This is a genomic window from Streptomyces shenzhenensis (assembly GCF_021462265.1).
Classification (GTDB): Bacteria; Actinomycetota; Actinomycetes; order Streptomycetales; family Streptomycetaceae; genus Streptomyces; species Streptomyces shenzhenensis.
Genome location: NZ_JAJONF010000041.1, coordinates 19,952 through 45,040, shown reverse-complemented (window position 1 = coordinate 45,040; position 25,089 = coordinate 19,952). Strand labels below are relative to the sequence as shown.

Here is a 25,089-nt window from a genome sequence, read left to right as displayed (position 1 = left end):
CACAGGGCGGACGTGGCAACTCTGGCACATCTTCGCAAGCGCCGAACGCACGGGTCCGCTAGGAGGCATTCGCCCACCTCACCGGCGGCTTGGTCCGTTTTCTTCCGACATCACCGGTGCGCGCCGATTGACACTCTTCGGTGACCCTTGGGATCTTTTTCCATTACGCGTTCGGAGCGAGGAGAACACCCGGGCGGGACCCGAGGGGGGCTAGCGGTTCGGGGGCGGGCCGTCGAGGGGGCGGCCGGGGACGCCGGGGCGCCGCTGCCAGGGCAGGGGGCCGGACGGCGGGCGGTAGGCGACCCCCAGGGCGTCCAGCCGCCGGTAGTGCGCGCTCATGCGGCGCCCGAAGTCGGCGAAGTCCCGGTCGGCCGGGGCCGGAAGGGCGCTCCAGGCGACCTCGGCGAAGGCGGCGAGCCGGGGAAAGGCCTGGTAGTCCACGCGCGCCTGGTCCTCCATCACCTCGGTCCAGATGTTGGCCTGGGTGCCCAGGATCCGCCGCGCCGCGGATACGTCCAGCCCCGGCGGAACGGGCTCGAACCGGTACACGTCCTCCAGGGTGCGGACGTACCCGATCGGCACCGGTTCGTCGGCGCCGTCGGCCTGCCGGTGGTCCAGGTACACGTGCTGCTCGGGGCACATGACGACGTCGTGCCCGGCCCGGGCGGCCGCGATCCCGCCGCCGTAGCCGCGCCACGACGAGACGGCCGCGCCCTCGGCGATCCCGCCCTCCAGAATCTCGTCCCATCCGATGAGCCGACGCCCGCGCGCGGAAAGCCACTTCGCGAAGTGCCCGATGAACCAGGACTGCAACGCGTCCTCGTCGGCGAGCCCGAGTTCCTTGATACGTGCCTGTGCGGCGGGCGAGACCCGCCACTGGTCCTTCAGGCATTCGTCGCCGCCGACGTGAATGAACTCCGACGGGAAGAGACCGAGCACTTCCTCGAACACCCCCTCGTAGAAGCGCAGGGTGTTGTCAGTGGGGGCGAGTACGTTCGGAGAGATCCCCCAGGAGTCCCAGACCGAGAGGGCGGTGCCCCCTGTGACGGATGCGGTGATGACGTCGGTGTTGCCGAGTTCCGGATACGCGGCGATGGCGGCCTGTGAGTGTCCTGGCACGTCGATTTCGGGGACGACCGTGATATGCCGCTCGGCCGCGTAGGCGACGATCTCCCGGATGTCGTCCTGGGTGTAGAAGCCACCGTGCGGCTTCTCCTCCCACAGCGGTGAGGCCCGGTGGCCGAATTTCGTGCGGGTCCGCCAGGAGCCGACCTCGGTGAGCCGGGGGTAGCGCTCGATCCGGACGCGCCAGCCCTGGTCGTCCGTCAGGTGGAAGTGGAAGACGTTGAGTTTGTGCGCCGCCATGAGATCGAGGTAGCGCAGGACGCCTTCCTTCGGCATGAAGTGCCGGGCCACGTCGAGCATGAGGCCGCGCCAGGGGAATCGGGGGGAGTCCTCGATCGTCACGTGCGGCACGGCCCAGGTACGGCCGCGGTTGACCGGAGCCCTGCGGTACGCGTCGGGGCCGAGGAGTTGCCGCAGTGTCTGCGCACCCCAGAACACCCCGGCCGCGCTGCCGCCCTCGATGAGGACGCCGCTGCGGTCGCTCACGAGGCGGTACTCCTCGGGGCCGAGCCCGGGGCCGAGCCGGAGCCCGATGCCGTCGCCGTCGGTGTCGTCGGGTTCCCGCCCCTCGCGCAGCGGCAGGCCGGTGGCCTCCCGGAGGACCGTGCGCAGCCAGTGCCCGACGCCCTCCGTCGCCGAGCCCGCGTAGAGCCGTGAGTGCGCCGTCAGCCGCACTTCGCCGGAATCGGCGACGACGTCGCGAGGCCTCGGAATCAGTTCGGTCATGTCAGTCCTTGCCCCCTCCGTCCGGTCCCGGGACCGGACGTCGCTGTACGAGTACGAAGAACACCGGTACCGGAATCGCCATCACCGTGGACGCCGCCATGCCTCGCCCCGGTCCGGGCCGTCCGGTTTGGAGAACACCATCAGTGCCGTCGGCAGCGTGGACTGCGAAGTGTCTCCGGCGAGCGGGAAAAGGATCTGCCGGGAAAGGGGACCGGCTCGCCCCGTCGATGTACGCGGCCTCTCCAGCGCCTCCGGCACCCCTTTCCCGAACCCTCGAAGCATCCGGCTCGCGAACGGCGGCGATTCGGCGATGTGGGGCAGGATCAGGGAGTCCGGCGTGTTCGGCGGAGCGAAGTCCCGCAGCCGGCAGAACACGGGCGCAGGCCGGGCCACCGGAAACATGATCGACAAGGTGCTCCGGAAACGGAACCGGAATCGGGTGACGGCGGTCGCGGCGGTGGCGGCGAGAAAGGCGAACCGCGCCGGGACGAGGACCACACCGCCCGGGACGACCAGCCTGTTGACGAAGTGACGGTCGAATTCCCGCTGCCCGGACACCCGCCAGAAGGAGTCCGGAGAGGGCGGGAGGAGCCACGGCCGCCGCCCGAACCCGCGCACAAGATTCACGACGGTCACAGCTCCTCCCCCGCCCTCGCCGGCGCGACGGCCACGGGCAGACCAGGGCGACGGCGGCCGGGCGAGGACGCGGGGAGCTTCATGGAGTGACCCTCCGGGAGCACGCTCAGCCAGGGGAGAGAACTGCGCGCGTTGCAACATGCGCAACGCGTATTTCGCTCTGCACAACACCATGGAGAGTACGGACAACACGGGCACACCGACAAGAGGTCTGTACCACTCTGCAAGCGGGGGGTGAACTCCGGACGAACACGCGGGTACGACAAAGGCCCCGGAGCACGCCGAAGCGCACCCGGGACCTCAGGAAGCCCAGCCGGGGAGCGGAGCCCTACTTGTCGTCGCCCTCGCCGTCGCCGCCGCTGCCGATGGACTCGTAGATCTCCTTGCACATGGGGCACACGGGGTACTTCTTCGGGTCGCGGCCGGGCACCCACACCTTGCCGCACAGCGCCACGACGGGAGTGCCGTCGAGGGCGCTCGCCATGATCTTGTCCTTCTGGACGTAATGGGCGAAGCGCTCGTGGTCGCCGTCACCGTGGGACACCTGCGGTGTCGGCTCTACGAGGGTCCCCGTACCAGTCCCGCGCTCGGGCTCAAGAGTGCTCATAAACGCCAAGGGTACTGAAGCGCCCCGGCAACGGCCGAGAGAAGTGCCGCCGTCAGTTGAGCGAGGGGTCGTCCGGGTAGGTGGCCACCATCGCCAGTTCGTTGCGCTGGCGGCGCAGCACCTCGCGCCAGAGTCTTTCGGGGGCCGGGGAGGAGACGTCGCCGGGTTCGGACTCGACGACGTACCAGGCGCCCTCGGACAGTTCGTCCTCCAGCTGGCCGGGGCCCCATCCGGCGTAACCGGCGAAGATCCGGAGCGAACCGAGGGCCGAGGCGAGCAGCTCCGGCGGGGCCTCCAGGTCGACCAGGCCGATCGCGCCGTGCACCCGGCGCCAGCCGAGCGGGGCGCGGTCGCCGTTCCCCCCGCCGGGGATGACCGCGACGCCGAGCGCGGAGTCCAGGGACACCGGTCCGCCCTGGAAGACGACCCCCGGCTCGCCGGCGAGTGAGGCCCAGCCCTCCAGGATGTCGCCGACGTCCACCGGGGTGGGCCGGTTGAGGACGACACCGAGGGAGCCCTCCTCGTCGTGGTCGAGAAGGAGCACCACCGCGCGGTCGAAGTTCGGGTCCGCCAGGGCGGGCGTGGCCACGAGCAGCCGCCCTGTGAGCGAGGACACCTCGGTCATGCCAGACATGATCCCGCATCTTCCCGTCGCATGGGGAGCCAATCCGGGCCCGGGAGTGAATGCGGCCACGAATTGGAGGGCGGCCCGGTAAGGCCTGGTCCGAGGGTGGTGGCGGGAGACGGGAGGGCGGAAGGAGGCGTCCCGGGGCGCGCGGCGACCGACGGTGACCCCAGGTGTCCGCTCAGGCACCGTTCGTGTTGTGACACAGCTATGACGTTGCTGGGTGGTCCTTGGGCCTACGGGAGGGGGCCGATGGGCGATTACTCTGTCTCTCCGGCCCTGCCCAACTCCATGGAACGCGAGATTCATGACCGTCAACGACGATGTCCTGCTTGTCCACGGCGGCACCCCGCTGGTGGGCGAGATCCGTGTCCGCGGTGCGAAGAACCTCGTGCCGAAGGCCATGGTGGCCGCCCTCCTGGGCAGTGCACCCAGTCGGCTGCGCAACGTTCCGGACATCCGTGACGTGCGGGTGGTGCGCGGTCTGCTGCAGCTGCACGGGGTGACGGTACGTCCGGGCGAGGAGCCCGGCGAGCTGGTGCTCGATCCGACGTACGTGGAGAGCGCGAACGTCGCTGACATCGATGCCCACGCGGGTTCCAGCCGGATCCCCATCCTCTTCTGCGGCCCGCTGCTGCACCGCCTCGGACACGCGTTCATCCCGGGCCTGGGCGGCTGCGACATCGGCGGCCGGCCGATCGACTTCCACTTCGACGTGCTGCGGCAGTTCGGCGCGACCATCGAGAAACGCGCGGACGGCCAGTACCTGGAGGCACCGAAGGGGCTGCGCGGCACGAAGATCCGGCTGCCGTACCCGTCGGTCGGCGCGACCGAGCAGGTGCTGCTGACGGCCGTACTCGCCGAGGGTGTCACGGAGTTGTCCAACGCGGCCGTCGAGCCGGAGATCGAGGACCTGATCTGCGTTCTGCAGAAAATGGGCGCGATCATCGCGATGGACACCGACCGCACGATCCGCATCACCGGCGTGGACAAGCTCGGCGGCTACACCCACCGCGCCCTGGCGGACCGGCTGGAGGCGGCGTCCTGGGCGTCGGCGGCGCTGGCGACCGAGGGCGACATCTACGTCCGCGGTGCCCAGCAGCGCTCGATGATGACGTTCCTGAACACCTACCGGAAGGTGGGCGGTGCCTTCGAGATCGCCGACGAGGGCATCCGCTTCTGGCACCCCGGCGGCCAGCTGAAGTCCATCGCGCTGGAGACGGACGTGCACCCGGGCTTCCAGACCGACTGGCAGCAGCCGCTCGTCGTCGCCCTGACCCAGGCGACGGGCCTCTCGATCGTCCACGAGACGGTCTACGAGTCCCGTCTCGGCTTCACCTCGGCGCTGAACCAGATGGGCGCTCACATCCAGCTCTACCGCGAGTGCCTGGGCGGCTCGGCCTGCCGCTTCGGCCAGCGGAACTTCCTGCACTCCGCGGTCGTCTCCGGGCCGACGAAGCTCCAGGGCGCCGATCTCGTCATCCCCGACCTGCGCGGCGGCTTCTCGTATCTGATCGCCGCGCTCGCGGCCCAGGGCACCTCCCGGGTCCACGGCATCGACCTCATCAACCGCGGCTACGAGAACTTCATGGAGAAGCTCGTGGAACTCGGCGCCAAGGTGGAACTGCCGGGCAAGGCACTCGGCTGACAGCCCCCACGCCGGCCCGGACCAACACCCCCCGGCCGGGGGTCCGGGGGGCACCCCCGCACCCCCGGACCGGCACAGCATGGAGAAGCTCGTGGAACCCGGCGCCAAGACGGAACCGCCGGGCACGGCACTCGGCTGACGTCCGCGAGAGCCGGTACGACGATGGGGCGGCCCCTGGTGGAGGGGCCGCCCCATCGTCGTTGTTCAAAGCGCCCCGTCAGGGGGCGGGGCCGGAACCGGCTCCGCGGCCGGCGCCACGTGGGCGCGACCAGCCACGGCGGGCCCCCGGCCACCCACGGCGCTCAAGCGGAGCGCCTCGGCTCACTTGCCCTTCGCGGATTCCTTCAGCTTCGAGCCCGCGGAGACCTTCACGCTGTACCCGGCCGGAATGTTGATCGGCTCGCCGGTCTGGGGGTTGCGCGCGGTACGAGCGGCACGGTGGGTGCGCTCGAAGGTCAGGAAGCCGGGGATGGTCACCTTCTCGTCGCCCTTGGAGACGATGTCGCCGACGACGTCGGCGAAAGCGGCCAGCACGGCGTCGGCGTCCTTGCGAGTCACCTCGGCACGGTCGGCCAGCGCGGCCACCAGCTCACTGCGGTTCATGTTGTTACTCCCGTGTTCTTCTTGCCATTGAGGCGTGCCACGCGGCGGAGCCGCATGTTGGGCCGGGACGCATCCTGCCCCCACCTGCGGCGGGAACGCCAATCCAGGTGCCGCCCATACCCTACGGCTGGGCCGAAGGGGGGGTTTCACGACGCGCCGGTTACATGGCGTGGCAAGTTTCACAAACGTTTCCCTGAAGGCTGCTGCCCCCGGGCCCCCGCATCATGCGCGGGCGTCACGCTTTCGGCCGTCGGCCGGTCGGGGGCCGGTCGCACCCACGCGGCGGCAGCCGCCGGTCGGCACGGCCCCGCGCCCCTGACAGCCGTCAGGCGCCCTTCGCCGCTTCCCGCACCGCGCCCGCCACCGCTCCCGCGACCTTCTCGTTGAAGACGCTCGGGATGATGTAGTTCGGGTTCAGCTCGTCCTCCGTGACCACGTCGGCGAGAGCCTTCGCGGCCGCGAGCATCATGTCGGTGTTCACCGTACGGGACTGGGCGTCCAGGAGGCCGCGGAAGACACCCGGGAACACCAGTACGTTGTTGATCTGGTTCGGGAAGTCGGAGCGGCCGGTGGCCACCACGGCGGCCGTCTGGCGGGCGATCGCGGGGTCCACCTCCGGGTCAGGATTCGCGAGTGCGAACACGATCGCGCCCTCGGCCATGGCGGCCACGTCCTCGCCGTCGAGGACGTTCGGGGCGGAGACGCCGATGAAGACGTCGGCGCCGCGCACGGCCTCCTTGAGGGTGCCGGTCAGGTTCTCGGGGTTGGTGTTGTCGGCGATCCAGCACAGCGGCGAGTCGGCGGGGGCGCCCACCAGGTCCTCGCGGGCGGAGTGCACGACACCGCGGATGTCGGCGACGACGGCGTTCTTCAGGCCGGCCGCGATCAGCAGCTTGAGGATGGCCGTACCGGCCGCGCCGGCGCCGGACATGACGACCCGGATGTTCTCAATCGCCTTGCCGGTGCAGCGAAGTGCGTTCGTCAGGGCGGCGAGGACGACGATCGCGGTGCCGTGCTGGTCGTCGTGGAAGACGGGGATGTCGAGGGCCTCACGCAGCCGCGCCTCGATCTCGAAGCAGCGGGGGGCGGAGATGTCCTCGAGGTTGATGCCGGCGAACCCGGGGGCGATCGCCTTGACGATCTCGACGATCGCGTCGGTGTCCTGGGTGTCCAGGCACAGCGGCCAGGCGTCGATGCCGGCGAACCGCTTGAAGAGGGCCGCCTTGCCCTCCATGACCGGCAGGGCGGCCTTCGGCCCGATGTTGCCGAGGCCCAGGACCGCGGAGCCGTCCGTCACGACCGCAACGGAGTTGCGCTTGATGGTGAGGCGGCGCGCGTCCTCGGGGTTCTCCGCGATCGCCATGCACACGCGGGCGACGCCCGGGGTGTAGATCATGGAGAGGTCGTCACGGTTGCGGATGGGGTGCTTGGACTGCATCTCGATCTTGCCGCCGAGGTGCATGAGGAACGTACGGTCCGAGACCTTGCCGAGGACGACGCCCTCGATGCCGCGCAGCTGCTGGACGATCTGGTCGGCGTGGGCGGTGGAGCTGGCCGCGATGGTGACGTCGATACGGAGCTTCTCGTGGCCGGACGCGGTGACGTCGAGGCCGGTGACCGAGCCCCCGGAGGACTCCACGGCGGTGGTGAGCTGCGAGACGGCGGTTCCGCTCGCGGGCACCTCCAGCCGGATGGTCATCGAGTACGAGACGCTGGGCGCCGTTGCCATGGCCGACTTCCTTCGTTGTTCACCGTGTCGCGGGTAGTGCCGTCCGATCGTCGCACCTACCCCCCGGTAGGCGTTAGCCGGGCAGGGTTTCGTGCGTAATGTTCGCGCGAAAAAGAGGCCCACGTCACCGGGTGACGTGGGCCTCTTCGACGTTCATGACACCGACCCGCCATGCTCGCCTCGCGGCAAGTGGTCGCTCGCAGCGACGAAGGTTGGGCCCGGGGGCTTGGATCGGGCCGGTGTCACGACAAGGCTAACAAACGGATCCCGCTTGGCCATTCCCGTCCGGGGACTTCACAGGAAAACTCCCGGCGAACCAGCCGAACGGGTCTGGCCGCGGACCTGTCAGGATCCCTCCGTCAGTCCCTGAGCAGGTCCGGGACCCCCGCGTCGTCCGGTACGTCCCGCTCTCCCGAGACCACCGTCAGCTGTTGCGTCGCCCGGGTGAGGGCCACGTACAGCACGCGCAGTCCGGCCGGGGACTCGTCGGCGATCTCCGCGGGCGAGACGACGACCGTGGCGTCGTACTCCAGGCCCTTGGCCTCCAGGCTGCCGAGCGCCACCACCCGGTCGCCGAGCCCGGCGAGCCAGCGGGCGGCCTCGGCGCGCCGGTCCATGGCGACGACCACACCGACCGTGCCGTCGACCAGCTCCAGCAACCGCTCGGCCTCGGTTCGTACGGTCTTTCCGAGCGGGTCGCGCACCGCGGTGCCGCGCCCGCCCTCCGTGGTCACGAAACTGTCCGTGATCACAAAACTGTCCGTTGCCGCGAAACCGTCGGCTGTCACCGACCTGTCCGCTGTCACGAAACGCGGCTGCACGCCGGTGGAGCGGACGGCCGAGGGGGACTTGGACCCGGGCATGGCGAGGGCCAGGACCTTCGCGGCCAGCTCGGCGATCTCGGCGGGGTTGCGGTAGTTCACCGTGAGCTCGAAGCGGCGGCGCGGGCGGCTGCCCAGGGCCTCGTCGCGGGCCTCGGCCGCCTCGTCCGGGTCGGACCAGGAGGACTGGGCGGGGTCGCCGACGACCGTCCAGGTGGCGTGCCGGCCGCGGCGGCCGACCATCCGCCACTGCATCGGGGTGAGGTCCTGCGCCTCGTCGACGATGACGTGGGCGTACTCCACCCGCTCCTGGGCGAGCCGTTCGGCGCGCTCGCGCTGCGTCTCCTCGCGCACCGGCATCAGCTCCTCCAGGCCGGTGAGCTGGTCCAGCGGATTGGCCTCGCGCTTCTTGCGGGGGCGGGCGGGGGTGCCGAGGACGGCCTGGAGCTCGTCGAGCATGGCGATGTCGTGCACGGTGTGGCCGTCCCGCTTCAGGGAGCGGGCCACCCGGCGGACCTCGCCGGGGTTGAGGATGCGGCGGGCCCAGCGGCCGAGGCGTCTCTCGTCGGCCATGGCGGTGAGGACGCCCTGCGGGGTCAGCTCGGGCCACCAGGCGTCGAGGAACTCGATGAAGGAGTCCTCGGTGACGATGTCCTCGTCGAAGGAGGAGCGCAGTTCGGCGGCGAGCTCCGGGTCGGTGTGCCGGCCGGCCGCGCCGGAGCGGGCCCACAGGGCGTCCAGGAGCAGCTTGCGGGCGCGGGGGCGGAGCAGGTTGACCGGGGCCGTGCCGCCCAGCGCGTTGTGCCTGATGCGGTCGAGTTCCTCGGCCTCCAGCTCGAGGCGGCGGTTGAAGGCGACGACCCTGAGCCGGGTCGGTGAACCGTTCAGCTCCAGGGCTCCGCGGGCGGCCTTGCGCAGCACCCTCAGCATGCGGGAGGAGCCCTTGGCGCGGGCGGTGGCCGGCGTGTCGTACAGGGTGGCCTCGGCGCCTTCGACCAGGGAGCCGATGGCGCGGATGGCGACCTGGCCCTCCTCGCCGAGGGACGGCAGCACGCCCTCGGTGTACGCGACCAGCAGCGGGGTCGGGGAGACGATCAGGATGCCGCCCGCGTACCGGCGCCGGTCCTGGTAGAGCAGGTAGGCGGCGCGGTGCAGGGCGACGGCCGTCTTGCCGGTTCCCGGGCCGCCCTCGACGTAGGTCACGGAGGCGGCGGGGGCGCGGATGACCAGGTCCTGCTCGGCCTGGATGGAGGCGACGATGTCCCGCATGGTGTGGCTGCGGGCCTGGCCGAGGGCGGCCATCAGTGCGCCGTCGCCGATGACGGGCAGTGTGTCGCCGTCCAGGAAGGCGGTCAGCTCGGGGCGCATCAGGTCGTCCTCGACACCGAGGACCCGGCGGCCCTTGGAGCGGATCACCCGGCGTCGTACGACACGCCCGGGGTCCACCGGAGTGGACCTGTAGAAGGGCGCGGCGGCGGGGGCGCGCCAGTCGATGACCAGCGGCGAGTAGTCCTGGTCGAGGACGCCGATGCGGCCGATGTGCAGGGTCTCGGCGATGTCGGCGGTGCGGTCGGCGCGCACCGCGCCCTCGGCGGGTTCCACGGCGGTGTAGGCGCCGTCGGGCCCCTTCTTGCCGTCCTTGCCCTGGAGCAGGTCGATACGGCCGAAGAGGAAGTCCTCGAACTCGTTGTTGAGCCGGTTCAGGTGGATGCCCGCCCGGAAGACCTGCGCGTCCCGCTCGGCGAGGGCGCCGGGCGTGCCTACCTGACCGCGCTTGGCCGCGTCGTTCATCAGGAACTCCGCCTCGTGGATCTTCTCCTCGAGGCGGCGGTACACCCGGTCGAGGTGTTCCTGTTCGACGCTGATCTCACGGTCCCGAACGGAATCCTGGACCGAGTCCTGTGCGGCATCCCGTTCGGAGCCGTGCGAGCCGACCGCGGATTGCTGAGCCTGAGCGGCCACCGGGCCCCCTTCTGACGTGCTGGGCAGCCGTCAACCGTACGCGAAGGGGGCACGTGGAAGCTACGCGCTGACCGATACGAGCTTCTTGCCGCTGAATGTCATGACCTCGAAGTGGTCGATCTCGTTGGGGGTGAAAGCCGCGCCGCCGTTGACGTAGAGCGGCTGCTTGGCCTTCTCCGTCTTGGCGTCGGGGAGGCCATAGCCCCAGTTCGGGACGGACCACGAGGACACCGTCTCGCGCTCGCCGTTCTTGCCGACGGCGATGAGCGAGCACTTCTCCGGGCCATCGACGTTCTTGAGCTGGAGGACCGCGTGGGTGCCCCAGTCCTTCTTCTCGACGGCGACGGTCGCGGTGACATGGGTCGTCGGGTCCGTGGCCGACTTCTTGTCGGTCATGGTCTGGAAGGCCGCCTGGGCCGGGGCCGCTGCCATGTTCGTGCCGCTGTCCGAGCCGCCGCCCAGCGCCACACCGGCCGCCGAGCCGCCGGCGATCAGCACGACGGAGGCCGCCAGCGCGAAGATGTTGCGCCGGCTGCGGACCTTCCGCTTCTCGGACACCTCGACGACGAGCTTCTCGACCATCCGCGGGCTGGGCCTGGCGGACAGCGACTCGCCGATGGACGGGGTACTTCCGGAGCCCGGCAGATCCGCCAGGGCCGCGAGCATGGGTTCCATTCCGGCCAGCTCGTCGAGCTGCTGGGCGCACCATTCGCACCCGGCCAGATGAGCCTCGAAAGCGGTTGCCTCGGCGTCGTCGAGAATCCCGAGCGCATACGCGCCGACAGTCTCGTGCTCATTGGGCACCGGAGATTCCTGCATGGCCCCAGACATACCCGAACCACCTGTGCCGAATCCGCCGTGCCCCCCGTACACACTCATCACGCCGTCACCCCCCGCTCCTCCAGTGCCAGCTTCATCGACCTGAGGGCATAGAACACTCGCGAACGGACGGTGCCGCTGGGTATACCCAGCGTTTCGGCCGCCTCGTTGACGGTACGCCCCTTGAAGTACGTCTCGACGAGCACCTCCCGGTGGGCCGGGGTCAGGTCGTCGAGCGCGTCAGACAGCGTCATCAGCCACAGCGCCTTGTCGATCTCGTCCTCCGCGGGGATGACCTCCAGCGGCGACGGATCGACCTCCTGCGGCCGGGCCTGCCGGCTGCGGTGACCGTCGATGACGATGCGGCGAGCGACCGTCACCAGCCAGGGGCGTACCGATCCGGTAGCTCGATTGAGCTGTCCGGCGTTCTTCCAGGCACGGATGAGTGTCTCTTGCACGACGTCCTCGGCGCGTTGCCGATCACCGGCGACCAGCCGAAGGACATACGCAAGGAGAGGTCCGGCATGCTCACGGTAGAGAGCACGCATCAGCTCCTCATCAGGCTCCGAGGGCTGGGACATGCGATGTCGGGCCCTCGATCCACGTTCATTGGCCACGGCCGCATCCTTGCGCACGCCCACCTCCGGTGTCCGGGGGTTCCCCCAGTCGGTCGCTCCCCCACCGGTACGGAAGTGGCTCGCGGGGTGTTCAACAAGGCCTCACATTTTTCCGCGAGGTGACATGACGAGCGGGACATGCCCGCACATTCCCACCGCGTGATCTTTACATTTCCGACACAACGTCGGAGGCAACCGAGTTGCCCGTGCTCACCCGCCACCAAACGGAGTGTTGCCGAAATCACCTTCACGGAGCCCCGGTGAAGGTCCGGCAGAAGCCGTGAATGGGACGCGAGTTGGATGCGGTGTGACGGCGGTCACGCGCGGGCGAGCGCGGCGCGGCGCCGGTGCCGGGCCACCCGCTCACGGTTCCCGCAGACCTCGCTGGAGCACCAGCGGCGCCTGCGGCCCCGGGAGGTGTCCAGGTACAGGAGGCGGCAGTTGTCGCCCTCGCACTCCCTGATCGCCGCCCGCGCGACGGGATCGGTGAGCAGTTCCACGGCGTCCCGGGCGACGGCGGCGAGCAGCGCGGCGCACTCCGGTGGACCGGCCAACTCCCGCACCAGGAAACCGTCGTCACCGGGCACGGCGCGCGGGGCGGGGGGCGCGGCGGCGCGGGCGAGGTCGTTGACGCGGGCGAGCGCGCGGTCGTACGGCCCGGTCCCCGGCGTGTTCCGGCCCCGTACCAACTGCGCCAGGTGTCCGCGCAGTTCACGGAACCCGGCCAGCCAGCCGGCGTCGGCGCCGGCCAGCGGGGTGCCCGGCGGGACGAGTCCGGAGCCGGTGATCCAGGCCCGCAACGCCGCGAGCCCGTCGAGCCGTTCGCCGGGATGCGTGGTCGCGAGCAGATCCAGGCAGACCCGCCCGGCGTCGAAGCGCGGCTCGTACGGGGCCGCGGCCGTACCCAGTGCCATGTGCCTGTCACCGCCTAGGACAGGGGAACCGTTCTGTTCACAGTGCCCGGTGCGGCGCGCGGCCGGAAGTCCTCGTGCCGGTGTTCCGCGGGTTCCCGTGCCAGAACGTCGTACGACGCTCAGCCGGTCCGCTCGTCCCCCGGCGAGGGAGAAGACCTCGCCCCCCTCCCCAGGCCTGGCGTCGACGCGGAACGCCTCGCCGAACCGCACGTACTCCACGTCTTCGAGCGCTTCGCGGAATCCCGGCTGCCGTAGCGCTGGTCCGAGGGGTCCCCTGCTCTCCTTGCACGCCCCCCTGAGCAGAGCGGCTTCGTGTCGCAGACGCGCTCGGACACCGGCGGCCCCGGCCCGTGTCCTCGGTCGCCGGTTCAGGCGGAGTCGGGGCCACTCGGCCCAAGCGATCGGCCCCCGCACGTGAGCACGATGGTCGTGACCACCGAATCGGCTGGAAGCGGCCTGGCACGGGAGCGGGATCGGATGAGGACGGCGACGTATACCGAGGTGCGGCGGGTTCTGTGATCGCTGACTGCCTTGTGCGGGGTGCAGGGGTGCCACGCCGGCCGAACCAGCGTCCGCGGCGGTCGTGCCCGGCCCCGGCCTGCCGGACACGGACGGCGCGCAGGCCTGTCGCCACATGCGGCAGCAGGACGGCGCGGAGGCCTGTCGTCACGTGCGGCAGCGGTCGGGCGCGGCGAATCGCCGTCGCCGGAGCACGGCGAGGAGGCCGCCCGGACAGTCCCCGACGAGGGGCCGGGCCTTGTCCCTGAAGGAGAAACGTTCCGACCAGGCAACCGGCCGACTTCCTGCCTCCACTGATCTTGACCGACCGATAGAAACGCGAAACCGATGACCTTCTTCGACATGCTCAACCCCCACCGGGAAAGCCACGCCGCCGGCCGGGCCGGGTGGCTGCGGGCCGCCGTGCTCGGCGCCAACGACGGCCTGGTCTCCATCGCCAGCCTGATGGTGGGCCTGGCCACGAGCGGAGCGGGCACCTCCACTGTCGTCACGGGCGGTCTGGCGGGGCTGTCCGCCGGTGCGATGGCGATGGCCGCCGGCGAGTACGTCTCCGTCAGCTCCCAGGTCGACGTCGAGAGCGCCGACCTCGCGAAGGAGGCCCGCGAGCTCGCCGAATTCCCCGAGGCCGAGCTCACCGAGCTCACCGGCATCTACGAGAGCCGGGGAGTGCCGCGGGAGCTCGCCCGGCAGGTCGCCGAGGCGCTGCACGAGGCCGACCCGCTCAAGGCTCATCTGCGCGACGAGCTGGGCCACAGCGAGCACACCGCGGCCAACCCCCTCCAGGCCTCCCTCGCGTCGGCCGCCAGTTTCCTCGGCGGCGGGCTCGTGCCCTTCCTCGGCCTTCTCGCCGGTACCACCACCGCACGCCTGTGGCTGATCGTAGCGGTCACCCTCTGCGGCCTTGCCCTGGCAGGGGTGCTCGCCGCCCGCGCCGCCGGAACCGCCGTCCTTCGTCCGGCGCTGCGCGTGGTCATCGGCGGCGGACTCGCCATGGCCATCACGGCGGCCGTCGGTCAGCTCGCCCACGTGTCCGGCGTCTGAGCACGCCGGTGGCAGATCACGGCGGGCCTCCTGCGGGGAGACCCGCAAAGCCGTGACGGATGGCGGGGGCGTGTCCGTGGGGATGTGTCAGTGGAGGTGGTCGAGCATCTCCCGGAAGGCCTTGGCGTGTCCGGCTTCGTCGGCGGCGTTGTCGCGGAACAGGCGGGCGGCCTGGTGGTCGCCGACGGCGTCGGCACGGCGAGCGAAGGTGGGGTACATGACCTCGGCCTCGTAGCGTTCACCGGCGATGGTCTTGGTCAGGTTGGCCCGGGTGGTGCCGACCAGGCCGTACAGAACGGCTTCGCCGGCGAAGTGCTCGTGAAACTCGACTTGGGCGATGCCCTGGAACAGGCGGGCCAGAGCAGGGCGGTGGTGGGCGGCGGCGTGGTCGGCGTAGAGGGTGTAGCGGGCGCGGGCGAGGGCTTCGCCGTGCATGGCGGTGTCGAGGTTGGCCAGGGTGCGGGCGGAGTGGACCTTCCGGCCGCCGGCGGGGACCTGGACGGCGTCGACGGACGGCGGGGCGGGGATCTGGCCGCGGCCGGTCTCGACGACTTTCAGGGCCGCCCGGAACGCCGCCAGGTGGCGTGCCTCGTCCTTGCCGATCTCGGTGAACAGCGCGGCGGCGTTGGCGTCGCCGTCGGCCGCGGCCTGCCGGGCGAAGGTGGGATACATGGTGGTCGTCTCATAGGTCTCGCCGGCGATGGCGGCGCGCAGGTTGGCCGCGTCGCTGCCGACCACTCCGGCAAGGGCGGCCTCCTCACGGAAGTGCTCGTCGAGTTCCACCGATGCCGTCTTGCGGTAGAGCCCTGCGGCGCCAGGAAGTTTCTCGCGGTCGGCTTGGGCGGCGTAGAAGGTGTAGGCGACGCTGGCGTACGCCTCGCCGTGCATGGCGGTGTCGAGGTCGGCCAGTGTCTGGCGGTGGAGTGCGGCCGTGGCGGCGGTGCGGGACACGCCGTCGGCCGGTACGGACAGCGCGGTGGCGGAGGGGCAGGTGAGCACCGCGGCAGCGACAGCGGTGGACAGGCACGCCAGAGCGGCCCGGGTGGCGAAGCGTCTCATGGTCTTCCTTTGTTGACGGTCGCGGAACTCCCCCCGCGGAGTCGACCTCACCACCCCCGGGGGCGGCCTGCGAGGGGGAATGGGCCGGCCGCCCGATCGCCGCGGCGGCAGTTCACCCGACCGGTCATCCCGACGGGTACAGGTGGGTGAAGAGGCCGGTCGGCTCCGCCCGTCGTGGCGGATGGGGGTCGTTGCGGCCGAGCAGGTGAGGCCCGCTCCGGCGGCTAGCGGACCGTTGCGGCCGAGCAGGTGAGGCCCGCTCTGGCGTGGCAGGAGCAGCCGAAGCGCCGGCAGCCGGATCAGCTTGTCGAAGACAGTGGTCCGGTCGCTGATCCGCGGGCGGCGGCGTTGACGGCCGCGACCGGCACGGTCGCCTCACCGCGGGCGGTCCGGTGGACCGCGGTGCCCTCGACGGCGCTTCCTGCCAGGAGGCCGGGCCCAGGGGGAACGTCGCGCATGTCCCCGGCGGAGCCTTCCCGAGCGTGATCGTCCCGCGGCATGAGTGCCTGTACGTCCATCAGGTGACGTACCTGTGACAAGGCCCGGCCGACAGTCCCGGCCGACGCCTCACACGTCCGCGTACTTCGTGTCCGCCGCCGGGTCCAGTGCCAGGCGGTAGCCCCGCTTGACGACGGTCTGGATCAGCTTCGGCGCGCCCAGGGCCGTACGCAGGCGGGCCATCGCCGTCTCCACGGCGTGTTCGTCGCGCCCGGCACCCGGCAGCGCGCGCAGCAGTTCCGCGCGGGCGACCACCCAGCCCGGACGGCGGGACAGCGCGCGCAGCAGGGACATCCCGGCCGGCGGCACCGGCTTCAGCGCGCCGTCGACGAGGACCGCGTGGCCCCGGATCTCGACGCGATGGCCGGCGATGGGCAACGCCCGCGCCCGGGACGGGAGTTCCTGGCAGAGCAGCTGGACGAGGGGGCCGAGCCGGAAGCGTTCCGGCTGGATGGTGTCGACGCCGAGGGCCTGGAGCGGCAGGGCCGTCACCGGTCCGACACAGGCGGGGACGACGTCGTGGCCGAGGGCGGCGAGCAGGTCGCCGAGCAGCCCGCGGTGCTCGGCGCGGGAGATCAGCGAGGCGGCGGCGGGCGCGCTGGTGAAGGTGAGCGCGTCGACCGAGCGGGAGACCACCGCGTCGAGCAGCCGGTCCACCGGCCCGAGGTCCTCCGGCGGCATCCACCGGTACACCGGCACCGGCACCACCTCCGCGCCCGCCGCCCGCAGCGACTCCACGAACCCCGGCAGCGGCTCCCCGTGCAGCTGTACGGCGATCCGGCGGCCGTCGACGCCCTCCTCCAGGAGCCGGTCGAGCACCTCCGCCATGGACTCGGAGGACGGCGACCACTCCTCGGTCAGCCCGGCGGCCCGGATGGCCCCCTTCACCTTGGGACCGCGGGCCAGCAGTTCCACGTTCCGCAGCCGCCCGAGCAGCTGCTCGCCGAAGCCCCAGCCGTCGGCGGCCTCGACCCACCCCCGGAAGCCGATCGCGGTGGTCGCCACCACGATGTCCGGCGCCTGGTCGATGATCTCCTTCGTGGCGGCGAGCAGTTCGCCGTCGTCGGCGAGCGGCACGATGCGCAGGGCGGGGGCGTGCAGCACGGCGGCACCTCGCCGCTGCAGCAGTGCCCCGAGCTCGTCGGCGCGACGCGCGGCCGTGACTCCCACGGTGAAACCCGCGAGAGGACCGTGCTGACCGGCCTCCGGTCGCTGCTGCTGTTCCTCTTCCATGGCTGCTCTCCTAGCTGACCCGCATGCCGAACGAGCCTGTCAACGGCGCGTGACAGGCTCGGTTCGGGTTCATGTCACCAGTGTTACGTCACACCTCGGCATAGCTGAGCTGCACCTTTGCCTCGGTGGCGGTCTCGGACCGCTGCTGCTCGGCCGGCCGGCGAAGGTATACGGCCCAGGTGACGGCGAAGCAGAGGCCGTAGTAGGCCAGGAAGGCGACGAACGCACCGGTGCCGGAGCCGTACGAGAGGAAGGACTGCCGGAAGGCGAGGTTGATACCGACGCCGCCGAGCGCGCCGACCGCGCCGATGAGGCCCATGGAGGCACCGGAGAGCCGACGCCCGTACTTGACGGCCTCCTCGCCCTCCAGCCCCTTGGCGAGGGCCTTGGTGTGGAAGATGCCGGGGATCATCTTGAACGTCGAGCCGTTGCCGATTCCGGTGAGCGAGAACAGCACCACGAACGCGACGACGAACAGCGGCAGCGACTTCTGCATGCTGGCGACGACCAGGACGGCGGTGGCGGCGGCCATCGCGACGTAGTTGTACAGAGTGATCTCCGAGCCGCCGTACTTGTCGGCGAGCCAGCCGCCCACGGGACGGATCAGGGAGCCGAGCAGCGGGCCCATGAAGGTGAGGTAGGTCGCCTGCAGCGGCGTGCGGCCGAACTGGTTGGTGAGCACCTGCCCGAAGGCGAAGCTGTAGCCGATGAACGACCCGAACGTCCCGATGTAGAGGAAGGACATGATCCAGGTGTGGGCGTCCTTCGCGGCGTCCTTGGCAGCGCCGGTGTCGTTCTTGACGTTCTCGATGTTGTCCATGAACAGCGCGGCGCAGACGGCGGCGACGACGATCAGCGGGATGTAGATCCCGAGCAGCACGCGCGGGCCGCCGCCGGCACCGATGACCGCGAGGGCCACGAGCTGGATCGCGGCGACACCGACGTTGCCGCCGCCCGCGTTCAGCCCGAGGGCCCACCCCTTCTTCCTCAGCGGGAAGAAGGCGTTGATGTTGGTCATGGACGAGGCGAAGTTGCCGCCGCCGATACCCGCGAGGAGCCCGATCCACAGGAACGTGCCGAACGAGGTCCCCGGCTTCATCACCGCGAACGCCGCGATGGCCGGGACGAGGAGGAGGCCGGCCGAGATGATCGTCCAGTTCCGCCCGCCGAAGATCGCGACGGCGAAGGTGTAGGGCACGCGCACGACGGCGCCGACCAGGGTCACCATCGACGTCAGCAGGAACTTGTCGGCCGGGGTCAGCCCGTACTCCGGGCCCATGAAGAGCACCAGCACGGACCACAGCGTCCAGATCGAGAACCCGATGTGCTCGGAGAGCACGGAGAAGTACAGATTGCGTCGCGCGACCTTCTCCCCGGTCTCTTTCCAGAAGGTCTCGTCCTCCGGATCCCACTCCTGGATCCAGTGACTGCGTGAGGTAGGGGCTGGGGCTGTCATGACGCCTCCACGGTGCTCCGCGTGCTCGGTCTGCTACGAGGGACTGAGCCGAAGGTAGAAAGGCGTCGTTTCCACGCTGTGGCTGTGGGTGACCGGAAGGGAACGTTGCTCTCACCCTGGGAGGAGGGCCGGTGAGAGGTCGGGGGCGGGGGTGGGTCAGCGGGAGGGGTACGGGGGCTGCGGGGGCTGCTGGTGGTAGGGGCCGGGGGCGTAGGGGCCGGGGGGTTGCTGGGGCGGGGCGTACGGCCCGGCGGGCTGGGCGTAGGGGCCGGGGGTGTGGGGCGGGGGCGGCTGCTGACCGTAACCGGCGGGGGTGGGAGTGGCGGGGGCGGCGGGAGGCTGACCGCCGTAGGGGCCGTGACCGCTCTGGCCGCCGTACGGGCTGTAGGGGCCGTAGGGGCCGGGCTGGTACTGAGGCTGGGGGTGGGGCTGCGGGGGCTGGTACTGGGGATGTTGCATCGGCCCCTGTTGCATTGGTCCCTGTTGCATCGGCCCCTGTTGCATCGACCCCTGTTGCATGGGCATGGGCGTGCCGGGCGGCAGATACCGCACCCGCCCGCTCTGATCCGTCACCGGCACGAACCCGGCGGCCTGGAGCCGTTGCGCGAACTTGGCGTTGCGTCCGCGCGTGACGAAGAACCCGAGCCCCATGACCGCCATGGCGATGACCCACACCACCCCGGCGATGACGACGGGACCCGTGCCTCCGCCGTTGCGCACGGCGGCGAAGACCAGCCCGAGGGTGATGGCACCGGCCGAGACCGCCATCCGCTTCTCGGCGTTCTTGCCGGTGAGGTCGAACTGGATGCGGGCTCTGAGCAGTTCGACGGCGTCAGGGACGAGGGGCGGGAGCGAGACACCGTCGGCCGCGTTCGGGTACTGCGCCCAGTTCTGCGCGGCCCGGGCCCGGCCCTGCGGGCTGTTGTCGGGCACGATGAGGAGCTTGAGCACGTTGTTGCGGGAGCCGGTGCGCCGGGCGTCGGCGTACTCGTACCCGAACTGCTGGGCGACGAAGGCGAGCCGGGCGAGCTTCTTCACGGAGCCCCAGGCGTTGGTGAGTTCGACGGGCTCACCGCCGGCCATCAACTGGAACATCTTCCTTGCCTGCCGCGCGCTCATCGCATCCGCTCCCCGTCGGCTGAGCCACTCTTTTCACTTCTGCAACCCAGGAAGTGTTCCATGCGGCATGCGCCGAGAGCACGGCTGGCGGGTGGATTGACCGGAGCTTGACCTGCCGTCAGCACTCGCCGACCTCGAACCACAGCAGCTTCCCGGCACCGCGGTCGAGCGGACCGCCGTCTCCGACGGGCAGGCCACCCCACGAGTCCGCGTACTCCTGCACGAGCCGCAGCCCGCGCCCCCGCTCGACTTCCGCCGGAACGGACGGCACACGGTCCCAGGGTGGCTTCCCGAAGGGAGCGGGGATGCGCGGGTGACTGTCCCAGACCCCGACCCGCAGCCGGCCGTCCGCGAGAGCGGTGAGCCGGAGGGAGGCGGGGCCGCGCGTGTGCCGGTAGGCGTTGGTGACCAACTCGGAGGTCAGCAGTTCGACGGTGTCGAGGACTTCGTGCCTGCCATGGCCGCTGAGTGCCGCCCGTACGGTCATGCGTGCGACGCGTGCCGCGCGGGGATCATGGGGCAGGCGAAGGGCGTACACCCAGGTGTCGGGCAGGGATACGGTGTCCACGGGGACCTCCGACGAGAGACGGGACTCGGATTCGCTCGACGACCGCGCCGGGCGGTGGCTCTGCCTGGGGAGGTGCGCTTCCGGCTTACCGGCGCGGATGGTTGAGCGATGTGTTCTCACCGTAGGACAGACGGTTAGATGCATCTAACCGAATGCCGTGAATGCATCCCCCACTTCACTCGTGTGAGGGAGTACAGGCCGCCTCACGCCAGAAAGGAGACGGTGTGCCGTCCACCGACAGCCCCACGCTCCGACAGCGACGGCTGGGCGCGGAACTGCGGAAACTGCGGGAGCGTGCCGGGCTCACCGCCACCAGCGCCGGGGAACTTCTCGGCGTCAACCAGGCGCGCGTGAGCATGATCGAGACAGGCCGCACACCGGTCAGTGCCGACCGACTGCGCTCCATGGCCCGTGCTTACGACTGCTCCGACGAGGAACTCATGGACGCGCTGGCCTCGATGACAGGCCGACGCAGTCGGGGCTGGTGGGAGGAGTACCGCGAACACGTGCCCGTGGCGCTGGTCGACCTGGCCGAGTTGGAGCACCACGCCGCCGCTCTGCGGGTGGCACTGCTCATTCACATCCCAGCGTTGCTGCAGACAACCGACCACGCCCGCGCGCTCTTCCGGTCGGTGGTGCCGCCGATGCGCCAGCACGAGATCGAGCACCGCCTCACCCACCGAATCAAGCGGCAAGGCATCCTGCACCGGGCGGACCCGCCCCCGTACACCGCGATCATCCATGAGGCCGCACTCCGTATGGACTTCGGCGGCGCGACCATCGCCCGAGGCCAGCTCACGCACCTGCTCGACATGAGTGAACTCCCGCACGTCACCGTCCGGGTGATCCCCTTCGGGGCTGACAATTTCCCGACCACCGGTCAGTCCTTCGACTACGTGAAGGGCCCTGTCCCGCAGCTCGACACGGTTCAGCTCGACTCCCATCACGGTGCCTGTGAGTTCCTCGACGCCGAAGCCCAGTTGAGCAAGTACCGAGCCGTACTGGGCCGCATGGAATCCTGTGCACTCACACCGGCCAAAACCCGCGACTTCATCCGCCAACGAGTCCTTGACCTTTGAGGAGGCACCTGTGCACATACTTCACTGGCGCAAGTCGACCTACAGCGGCGACGGCTCGAACTGCGTCGAGATAGCCCCCGCAACCCACGCCGTCCACATCCGCGACTCGAAACGCACCACTGGCCCCCACCTCACCGTCGCACCCGCCGCCTGGACCCGCTTCGTCTCCTGCGTGGCACGGCCACAATCACAATGACCGCAGGGGAACGGACACCCACATCTGGATCGAGTGCCGCACCTGGCGGGATGGCCTGAACCACGACGAGACCGCATGGCCCCCAGCCCTCAGTGTCTCGATCCTCACTACGGCTGACACTGAGCCGCCCCCCTGCTGGAAATGATCTGTGACGTCTGCCAGACACCGTCGGAGTTCTTGTCGAGCCTGGTGTTGTACGTGACGTAGCTGTCCTTGGTGACGGGTGTCCTGTTGATTTTGTTGGTCTTCTTGTCCTTGCTGAAACCCTTGCTCTCGTCGCCGCAGTACGTGAGGACGGCCGCCGTCTTGCTCTTGAGCGTCACCTTGCGGTCGTAATACCGGACAACGCCGGTGATCGTGACGTCGGCCTTCTTGAACTGAGCGACCCAGGACAGCGAGGCCTCAAGGGCTTTGCCCGTGGTGTAGTAACCCATTCCCTCGCCCTTGGGATCCGTCCCGGCGATGGCGGCGTCAACCGCCCGCGTCATCTCCGCGCCGTCGGCGAGCACCGCGTCCTTGACCGCATCCCCGGTCCGGCCACCCTCGAAGGTCAACGTCACATCCGACGGCAACGTGATCCTCGGGCGACCGCCGGACGAGGCCGAGCCAGACGCACTCGGCGAGGCCGACGCAGACGCCCCGGTCGTTGCCGGCGCGGACGACGCCTTGTCCGCGGCCTGCACTCCGCCGTCGCCGTCGCCCCCACCGCATCCCGTGAGGAGGAGTACGGAAGTCAGACTGACAACGGCCGTCGTGGACAGGCGGGAACGAGGGTTCACGAATGACTCCTGGTAGGGCGGCTGGAATCGGTACACGCGATACCGAGAACACGCGGCTCGTCGGCTAGCCGACGCAGGCCTTGTCGCCGCGGTGCGAGGTCAGAGCGGTGGTCTGCCACACGCCTGAGTCGTTCTCGTCGACGCGCGTGTTGTACAACACGTAGGGGCTCTGATCCGAGGGGGTCCGGTCGACCTTGCCGGTCTTGCGGTTCTTGTTGAACCCCTTGCTCTCGTCGGAGCAGTAGAGGACCGTCGCCGTGGTCTTTCCGGAGGCCAGGGTGACCTTGGGGGCGTAGTAGCGGGTGGTGCCCGTGAAGGACAGGCCGGCGTCCCGATACGCCTGGATCCAGGCGACGGCGCCGTTCAACGCCTTGCCCCGGTAGTAGAAGGACAGGCCGGGTGCGCTCGTGTCGCCTCGCAGGATGGCGTCGTTCGTCGAGTCGATGCGTGCGGCGACGTCTGCGAGTACGGCGTCCTTCGCGGCATCGCCCGTCCTCCAGCCCGCGTATTCGTCCGTCACATCCGACGGCAACGTGACCTGGGGACGGCCCGTCCCAGCCTGCACACTCGGCGATACGGACGCGCTGTCGGCCACTCCGGTACCAGCCGCCGCGTTGTCGCCACTTTCGGGGGAGCCACCGCTGCCACCACAACCGCAAACGCACAGCGCGATTGCGGCTCCCATGAGTGTGTGCGCGGACATTCGGGGCCGACGGCTCACTCTGAAACTCCTGCTGGGAGGCGACGTGGTCAGAATGGGGAATCGGGGCTGCGGCGTGCGAAAAGCGGACCTGGCCAGGTGCCCTCGGGTACATGGCCAGGCCCCGGTCGTCGCCACCGGACGACACATCTCACCTGTTGACGGACTGGATCTCCTGCACGGTAACGTCCTGCGACCGGCCGAAGGAGCCGTCGGGAAGGTCGCGGTTATTGGTGCCGTCGCTGCCGGACCAGGTGATCTGCCAGGTGATCGTGGCCTTGAGCTGGTACGAGCCGTTGCCGGACGACCGAAGGTACTTCACCCCACAGGGTGGCGTCTTGCCGGCGTCGCCCTCGGTGTACTTCTCCCCGACACCACCGTGGTTGTTGAGATCACAGACCCCCGACGCAGGGTACGTGACCGCGTCGGAGGTACCCGGCTCGATCTTGAGGGAGACGGGTTTGGCGGTGGTCGTGGCCCACATGCCCAAGGCGTCGATGCGTGCGGTGACTGACACCGGCTTGAACGTGGTCTCGTCCAGCCACGCCCACGTGGGAAGGTTGACCTTCGTCTTGTCCGCCGGGGCCAGGCTCACGTCCTTGGAGGGCACCCGGATCTCGTTATAGGCGAGTTCGGCGAGAATCTGGGGCGTGACGGCGTTCTTGATGTTGGCCGGCGGTGCGTCGCCCGTGGCCACCCAGAAGTAGGGCTCGTCGCACTTGTCCCAGCCCGGCGGGAAGGACTTGTTGACGTACGAGTCCCACCAGTAGCCCTTGCCGGTCTGGTCCTTGTTGAAGTCCTTGTAGGGATGACCGTTGACGTACCGGTCACGCTGGGTCGCGTCCCAGGCGTCACCGGTCGAACCGGCCGCCCAGATCGGCTCCAGGTACGCCTGCAACTGGGCGGGCGTGTACTTCGGGGCGTACCAGCACGCCGGCGGGGTCCAGGTCGTCATGGGAGTGACAGGACCGACGGAATCGCCCGAGCCGTTCTTGGAACGGTCGTACTGGATCAGGCCGACGGTCGAAGAGAGGGTTCCGTCGCTGGAGGCGTTGCCGGACGTGGTCGTGCCTGGACCGGACCCGCCGACTGATCCACCGCCTCCGGGACGGTCGGCCATGGCTGACGGAGCAGAGATGCCACAGACGAACGCCGCCAGGGCGATCGTCGTGATACCTCGGCGGAATCTGGTCACGGCTGGCATTTGTCGGCTCCGCGAGTAGACGCGATCTTCACGAGCTCCCAGACTCCCTTTGCGTTCTTCTCGACCTGGACGCCATATGCGACATAACTGTTCTTGGTGGTTTTCGTCTTCTTGACAACCCCGGTCTTGATGACCTTGTTGTAGCCCTTGCTCTCGTCCCCGCAGTAAGTCAGTGACGCCGTGGACTTGGACTCGACGGTGACTTGCCGGTCGTAGTAGCGGACGATTCCCGTGACCGTCAGTCCACCATCCACGAAGGACCGGACCCACTGCTGAGCAGCAACGGCCCCCTCCCCTTCCGTGTAGTACTCGAGAGCGGGAAGACGCGGATTCTGAGCGCCGATGGCCGCATCGAGTGCCCGGACGAACTCCGCATTATCCGTGAGGATCGCGTTCTTGACCGGGTCGGAATCCTGGTCAGGGGTGAACGTGAGAGTGTCACCAGCAGGCAGCGCAATCTTCGGCCGCCCCGACGCAGCCGCCGAAGCCGAAGCACTCGGCGAAGCCGAACTCGACGCCCCCGTGTCCGCGCCCGCGATCTTGTCGTTCGACTTGGACTTGCCTCCGTCGCCTCCGCCGCAACCGGCGAGCAGAAGTGCCGCCGTCACACCGGCGGTGGCAGTCGTGAGCAGGCGGGAACGGCGGGTCACGGTGGGCTCCTGGTGGGGCGGTTGGGGTCTGCGAAGCAGCGAATACGCTATCGGGGTCCATCCGGAACGCACCAGAGCGATTTGCTGCGACCCGGCCGAACGAAACGCGCACAGCAGATCATAGCCGGGCAACTCACCGCCCTCGTCCCGGCTTTG

22 protein-coding genes and 1 pseudogene are annotated in these 25,089 nt (G+C 69.9%); 4 read left to right on the top strand and 19 right to left on the bottom strand.

Features of this window, described 5'->3' with window-relative positions:
• Nucleotides 1-210 precede the first annotated feature (210 nt).
• From LQ326_RS36240 to LQ326_RS36225, 4 genes and pseudogenes are all read right to left on the bottom strand, one after another.
• A complete protein-coding gene (locus LQ326_RS36240) occupies nucleotides 211-1,851 on the bottom strand; it encodes a beta-N-acetylhexosaminidase (protein ID WP_234543318.1) in 1,641 nt (546 codons plus the stop codon).
• A 1-nt stretch (nucleotide 1,852) separates the two neighbouring features.
• Nucleotides 1,853-2,451: pseudogene (locus tag LQ326_RS36235) on the bottom strand (ABC transporter permease family protein); the annotation flags it as partial.
• Between the two features lie 364 nt (nucleotides 2,452-2,815).
• The gene (locus LQ326_RS36230; protein ID WP_234543317.1) at nucleotides 2,816-3,094 is read right to left on the bottom strand and encodes a DUF3039 domain-containing protein; all 279 of its coding nucleotides are present in this window, start codon (nucleotides 3,092-3,094) and stop codon (nucleotides 2,816-2,818) included.
• Nucleotides 3,095-3,146: 52 nt separating this feature from the next.
• Nucleotides 3,147-3,719 carry a YqgE/AlgH family protein gene (locus LQ326_RS36225; RefSeq protein ID WP_181804675.1) on the bottom strand — a complete coding sequence of 191 codons (573 nt, stop codon included), beginning with the start codon at nucleotides 3,717-3,719 and terminating at the stop codon, nucleotides 3,147-3,149.
• Between the two features lie 307 nt (nucleotides 3,720-4,026).
• Between LQ326_RS36225 and murA the strand changes: the two genes are divergently transcribed.
• The gene (gene murA / locus LQ326_RS36220) at nucleotides 4,027-5,367 is read left to right on the top strand and encodes a UDP-N-acetylglucosamine 1-carboxyvinyltransferase (RefSeq protein WP_234543316.1); all 1,341 of its coding nucleotides are present in this window, start codon (nucleotides 4,027-4,029) and stop codon (nucleotides 5,365-5,367) included.
• 321 nt (nucleotides 5,368-5,688) lie between these two features.
• Here the strand turns inward: murA and LQ326_RS36215 are convergent, their stop codons facing one another.
• From LQ326_RS36215 to LQ326_RS36190, 6 genes are all read right to left on the bottom strand, one after another.
• Entirely contained in the window at nucleotides 5,689-5,970 is a 282-nt protein-coding gene (locus LQ326_RS36215; protein ID WP_089106629.1) for an HU family DNA-binding protein, read from the bottom strand.
• Nucleotides 5,971-6,295: 325 nt separating this feature from the next.
• The gene (locus LQ326_RS36210; protein WP_234543315.1) at nucleotides 6,296-7,699 is read right to left on the bottom strand and encodes an NAD-dependent malic enzyme; all 1,404 of its coding nucleotides are present in this window, start codon (nucleotides 7,697-7,699) and stop codon (nucleotides 6,296-6,298) included.
• A 359-nt stretch (nucleotides 7,700-8,058) separates the two neighbouring features.
• On the bottom strand, nucleotides 8,059-10,482 hold the full coding sequence (locus LQ326_RS36205; RefSeq protein ID WP_372497044.1) for a HelD family protein: 2,424 nt from the start codon (nucleotides 10,480-10,482) through the stop codon (nucleotides 8,059-8,061).
• A gap of 60 nt (nucleotides 10,483-10,542) precedes the next feature.
• Entirely contained in the window at nucleotides 10,543-11,361 is an 819-nt protein-coding gene (locus LQ326_RS36200; RefSeq protein ID WP_369223054.1) for an anti-sigma factor family protein, read from the bottom strand.
• Entirely contained in the window at nucleotides 11,361-11,882 is a 522-nt protein-coding gene (locus tag LQ326_RS36195) for a sigma-70 family RNA polymerase sigma factor (RefSeq protein ID WP_010039908.1), read from the bottom strand. Before LQ326_RS36195 ends, LQ326_RS36200 begins: the two co-directional genes overlap by 1 nt.
• A gap of 353 nt (nucleotides 11,883-12,235) precedes the next feature.
• Nucleotides 12,236-12,832, bottom strand: a complete 597-nt coding sequence (locus LQ326_RS36190; RefSeq protein ID WP_234543313.1) for a CGNR zinc finger domain-containing protein — start codon at nucleotides 12,830-12,832, stop codon at nucleotides 12,236-12,238.
• An 846-nt stretch (nucleotides 12,833-13,678) separates the two neighbouring features.
• On the opposite strand from LQ326_RS36190, the gene LQ326_RS36185 reads away from it, so the two are divergent.
• Complete coding sequence (locus LQ326_RS36185) at nucleotides 13,679-14,392, top strand: VIT1/CCC1 transporter family protein (protein WP_234543312.1); 714 nt, start codon at nucleotides 13,679-13,681, stop codon at nucleotides 14,390-14,392.
• Between the two features lie 87 nt (nucleotides 14,393-14,479).
• Here LQ326_RS36185 and LQ326_RS36180 read toward each other — a convergent pair whose 3' ends face one another.
• The 5 genes from LQ326_RS36180 to LQ326_RS36160 all read right to left on the bottom strand — a co-directional run bounded on the left by LQ326_RS36180 (nucleotide 14,480) and on the right by LQ326_RS36160 (nucleotide 20,325).
• A complete protein-coding gene (locus LQ326_RS36180) occupies nucleotides 14,480-15,451 on the bottom strand; it encodes a ferritin family protein (protein WP_234543311.1) in 972 nt (323 codons plus the stop codon).
• Between the two features lie 567 nt (nucleotides 15,452-16,018).
• Nucleotides 16,019-17,182 carry a uroporphyrinogen-III synthase gene (locus tag LQ326_RS36175; protein ID WP_234543310.1) on the bottom strand — a complete coding sequence of 388 codons (1,164 nt, stop codon included), beginning with the start codon at nucleotides 17,180-17,182 and terminating at the stop codon, nucleotides 16,019-16,021.
• An 88-nt stretch (nucleotides 17,183-17,270) separates the two neighbouring features.
• Nucleotides 17,271-18,638 (bottom strand): nitrate/nitrite transporter, encoded by a 1,368-nt coding sequence (locus tag LQ326_RS36170; protein WP_234543309.1) that lies wholly within the window; start codon nucleotides 18,636-18,638, stop codon nucleotides 17,271-17,273.
• Nucleotides 18,639-18,794: 156 nt separating this feature from the next.
• Nucleotides 18,795-19,757, bottom strand: coding sequence for a hypothetical protein (locus LQ326_RS36165; RefSeq protein WP_234543308.1), 963 nt, complete (start codon nucleotides 19,755-19,757; stop codon nucleotides 18,795-18,797).
• Between the two features lie 118 nt (nucleotides 19,758-19,875).
• On the bottom strand, nucleotides 19,876-20,325 hold the full coding sequence (locus LQ326_RS36160) for an ATP-binding protein (protein ID WP_234543307.1): 450 nt from the start codon (nucleotides 20,323-20,325) through the stop codon (nucleotides 19,876-19,878).
• A gap of 224 nt (nucleotides 20,326-20,549) precedes the next feature.
• Between LQ326_RS36160 and LQ326_RS36155 the strand changes: the two genes are divergently transcribed.
• Together LQ326_RS36155 and LQ326_RS36150 are read left to right on the top strand one after the other, a co-directional pair.
• The gene (locus LQ326_RS36155; protein ID WP_234543306.1) at nucleotides 20,550-21,404 is read left to right on the top strand and encodes a helix-turn-helix domain-containing protein; all 855 of its coding nucleotides are present in this window, start codon (nucleotides 20,550-20,552) and stop codon (nucleotides 21,402-21,404) included.
• Between the two features lie 10 nt (nucleotides 21,405-21,414).
• On the top strand, nucleotides 21,415-21,600 hold the full coding sequence (locus tag LQ326_RS36150) for a DUF397 domain-containing protein (RefSeq protein WP_234543305.1): 186 nt from the start codon (nucleotides 21,415-21,417) through the stop codon (nucleotides 21,598-21,600).
• A 107-nt stretch (nucleotides 21,601-21,707) separates the two neighbouring features.
• Here the strand turns inward: LQ326_RS36150 and LQ326_RS36145 are convergent, their stop codons facing one another.
• From LQ326_RS36145 to LQ326_RS36130, 4 genes are all read right to left on the bottom strand, one after another.
• On the bottom strand, nucleotides 21,708-22,379 hold the full coding sequence (locus tag LQ326_RS36145) for a hypothetical protein (RefSeq protein WP_234543304.1): 672 nt from the start codon (nucleotides 22,377-22,379) through the stop codon (nucleotides 21,708-21,710).
• Between the two features lie 64 nt (nucleotides 22,380-22,443).
• Nucleotides 22,444-22,899, bottom strand: a complete 456-nt coding sequence (locus LQ326_RS36140; protein ID WP_234543303.1) for a hypothetical protein — start codon at nucleotides 22,897-22,899, stop codon at nucleotides 22,444-22,446.
• Between the two features lie 331 nt (nucleotides 22,900-23,230).
• Entirely contained in the window at nucleotides 23,231-24,283 is a 1,053-nt protein-coding gene (locus LQ326_RS36135) for a hypothetical protein (protein WP_234543302.1), read from the bottom strand.
• The gene (locus LQ326_RS36130; protein ID WP_234543301.1) at nucleotides 24,271-24,933 is read right to left on the bottom strand and encodes a hypothetical protein; all 663 of its coding nucleotides are present in this window, start codon (nucleotides 24,931-24,933) and stop codon (nucleotides 24,271-24,273) included. Before LQ326_RS36130 ends, LQ326_RS36135 begins: the two co-directional genes overlap by 13 nt.
• Between the last annotated feature and the right edge of the window lie 156 nt (nucleotides 24,934-25,089).

Coding starts and splice junctions, on each gene's coding strand:
- LQ326_RS36225 (WP_181804675.1), bottom strand. CDS start 3,719: ATGACCGAGGTGTCCTCGCTCACAGGGCGGCTGCTCGTGGCCACGCCC.
- LQ326_RS36190 (WP_234543313.1), bottom strand. CDS start 12,832: ATGGCACTGGGTACGGCCGCGGCCCCGTACGAGCCGCGCTTCGACGCC.
- LQ326_RS36180 (WP_234543311.1), bottom strand. CDS start 15,451: ATGAGACGCTTCGCCACCCGGGCCGCTCTGGCGTGCCTGTCCACCGCT.
- LQ326_RS36210 (WP_234543315.1), bottom strand. CDS start 7,699: ATGGCAACGGCGCCCAGCGTCTCGTACTCGATGACCATCCGGCTGGAG.
- LQ326_RS36165 (WP_234543308.1), bottom strand. CDS start 19,757: ATGAGCGCGCGGCAGGCAAGGAAGATGTTCCAGTTGATGGCCGGCGGT.
- LQ326_RS36185 (WP_234543312.1), top strand. CDS start 13,679: ATGACCTTCTTCGACATGCTCAACCCCCACCGGGAAAGCCACGCCGCC.
- LQ326_RS36195 (WP_010039908.1), bottom strand. CDS start 11,882: ATGTCCCAGCCCTCGGAGCCTGATGAGGAGCTGATGCGTGCTCTCTAC.
- LQ326_RS36230 (WP_234543317.1), bottom strand. CDS start 3,094: ATGAGCACTCTTGAGCCCGAGCGCGGGACTGGTACGGGGACCCTCGTA.
- LQ326_RS36215 (WP_089106629.1), bottom strand. CDS start 5,970: ATGAACCGCAGTGAGCTGGTGGCCGCGCTGGCCGACCGTGCCGAGGTG.
- murA (WP_234543316.1), top strand. CDS start 4,027: ATGACCGTCAACGACGATGTCCTGCTTGTCCACGGCGGCACCCCGCTG.
- LQ326_RS36200 (WP_369223054.1), bottom strand. CDS start 11,361: ATGAGTGTGTACGGGGGGCACGGCGGATTCGGCACAGGTGGTTCGGGT.
- LQ326_RS36170 (WP_234543309.1), bottom strand. CDS start 18,638: ATGACAGCCCCAGCCCCTACCTCACGCAGTCACTGGATCCAGGAGTGG.
- LQ326_RS36240 (WP_234543318.1), bottom strand. CDS start 1,851: ATGACCGAACTGATTCCGAGGCCTCGCGACGTCGTCGCCGATTCCGGC.
- LQ326_RS36135 (WP_234543302.1), bottom strand. CDS start 24,283: ATGCCAGCCGTGACCAGATTCCGCCGAGGTATCACGACGATCGCCCTG.
- LQ326_RS36175 (WP_234543310.1), bottom strand. CDS start 17,182: ATGGAAGAGGAACAGCAGCAGCGACCGGAGGCCGGTCAGCACGGTCCT.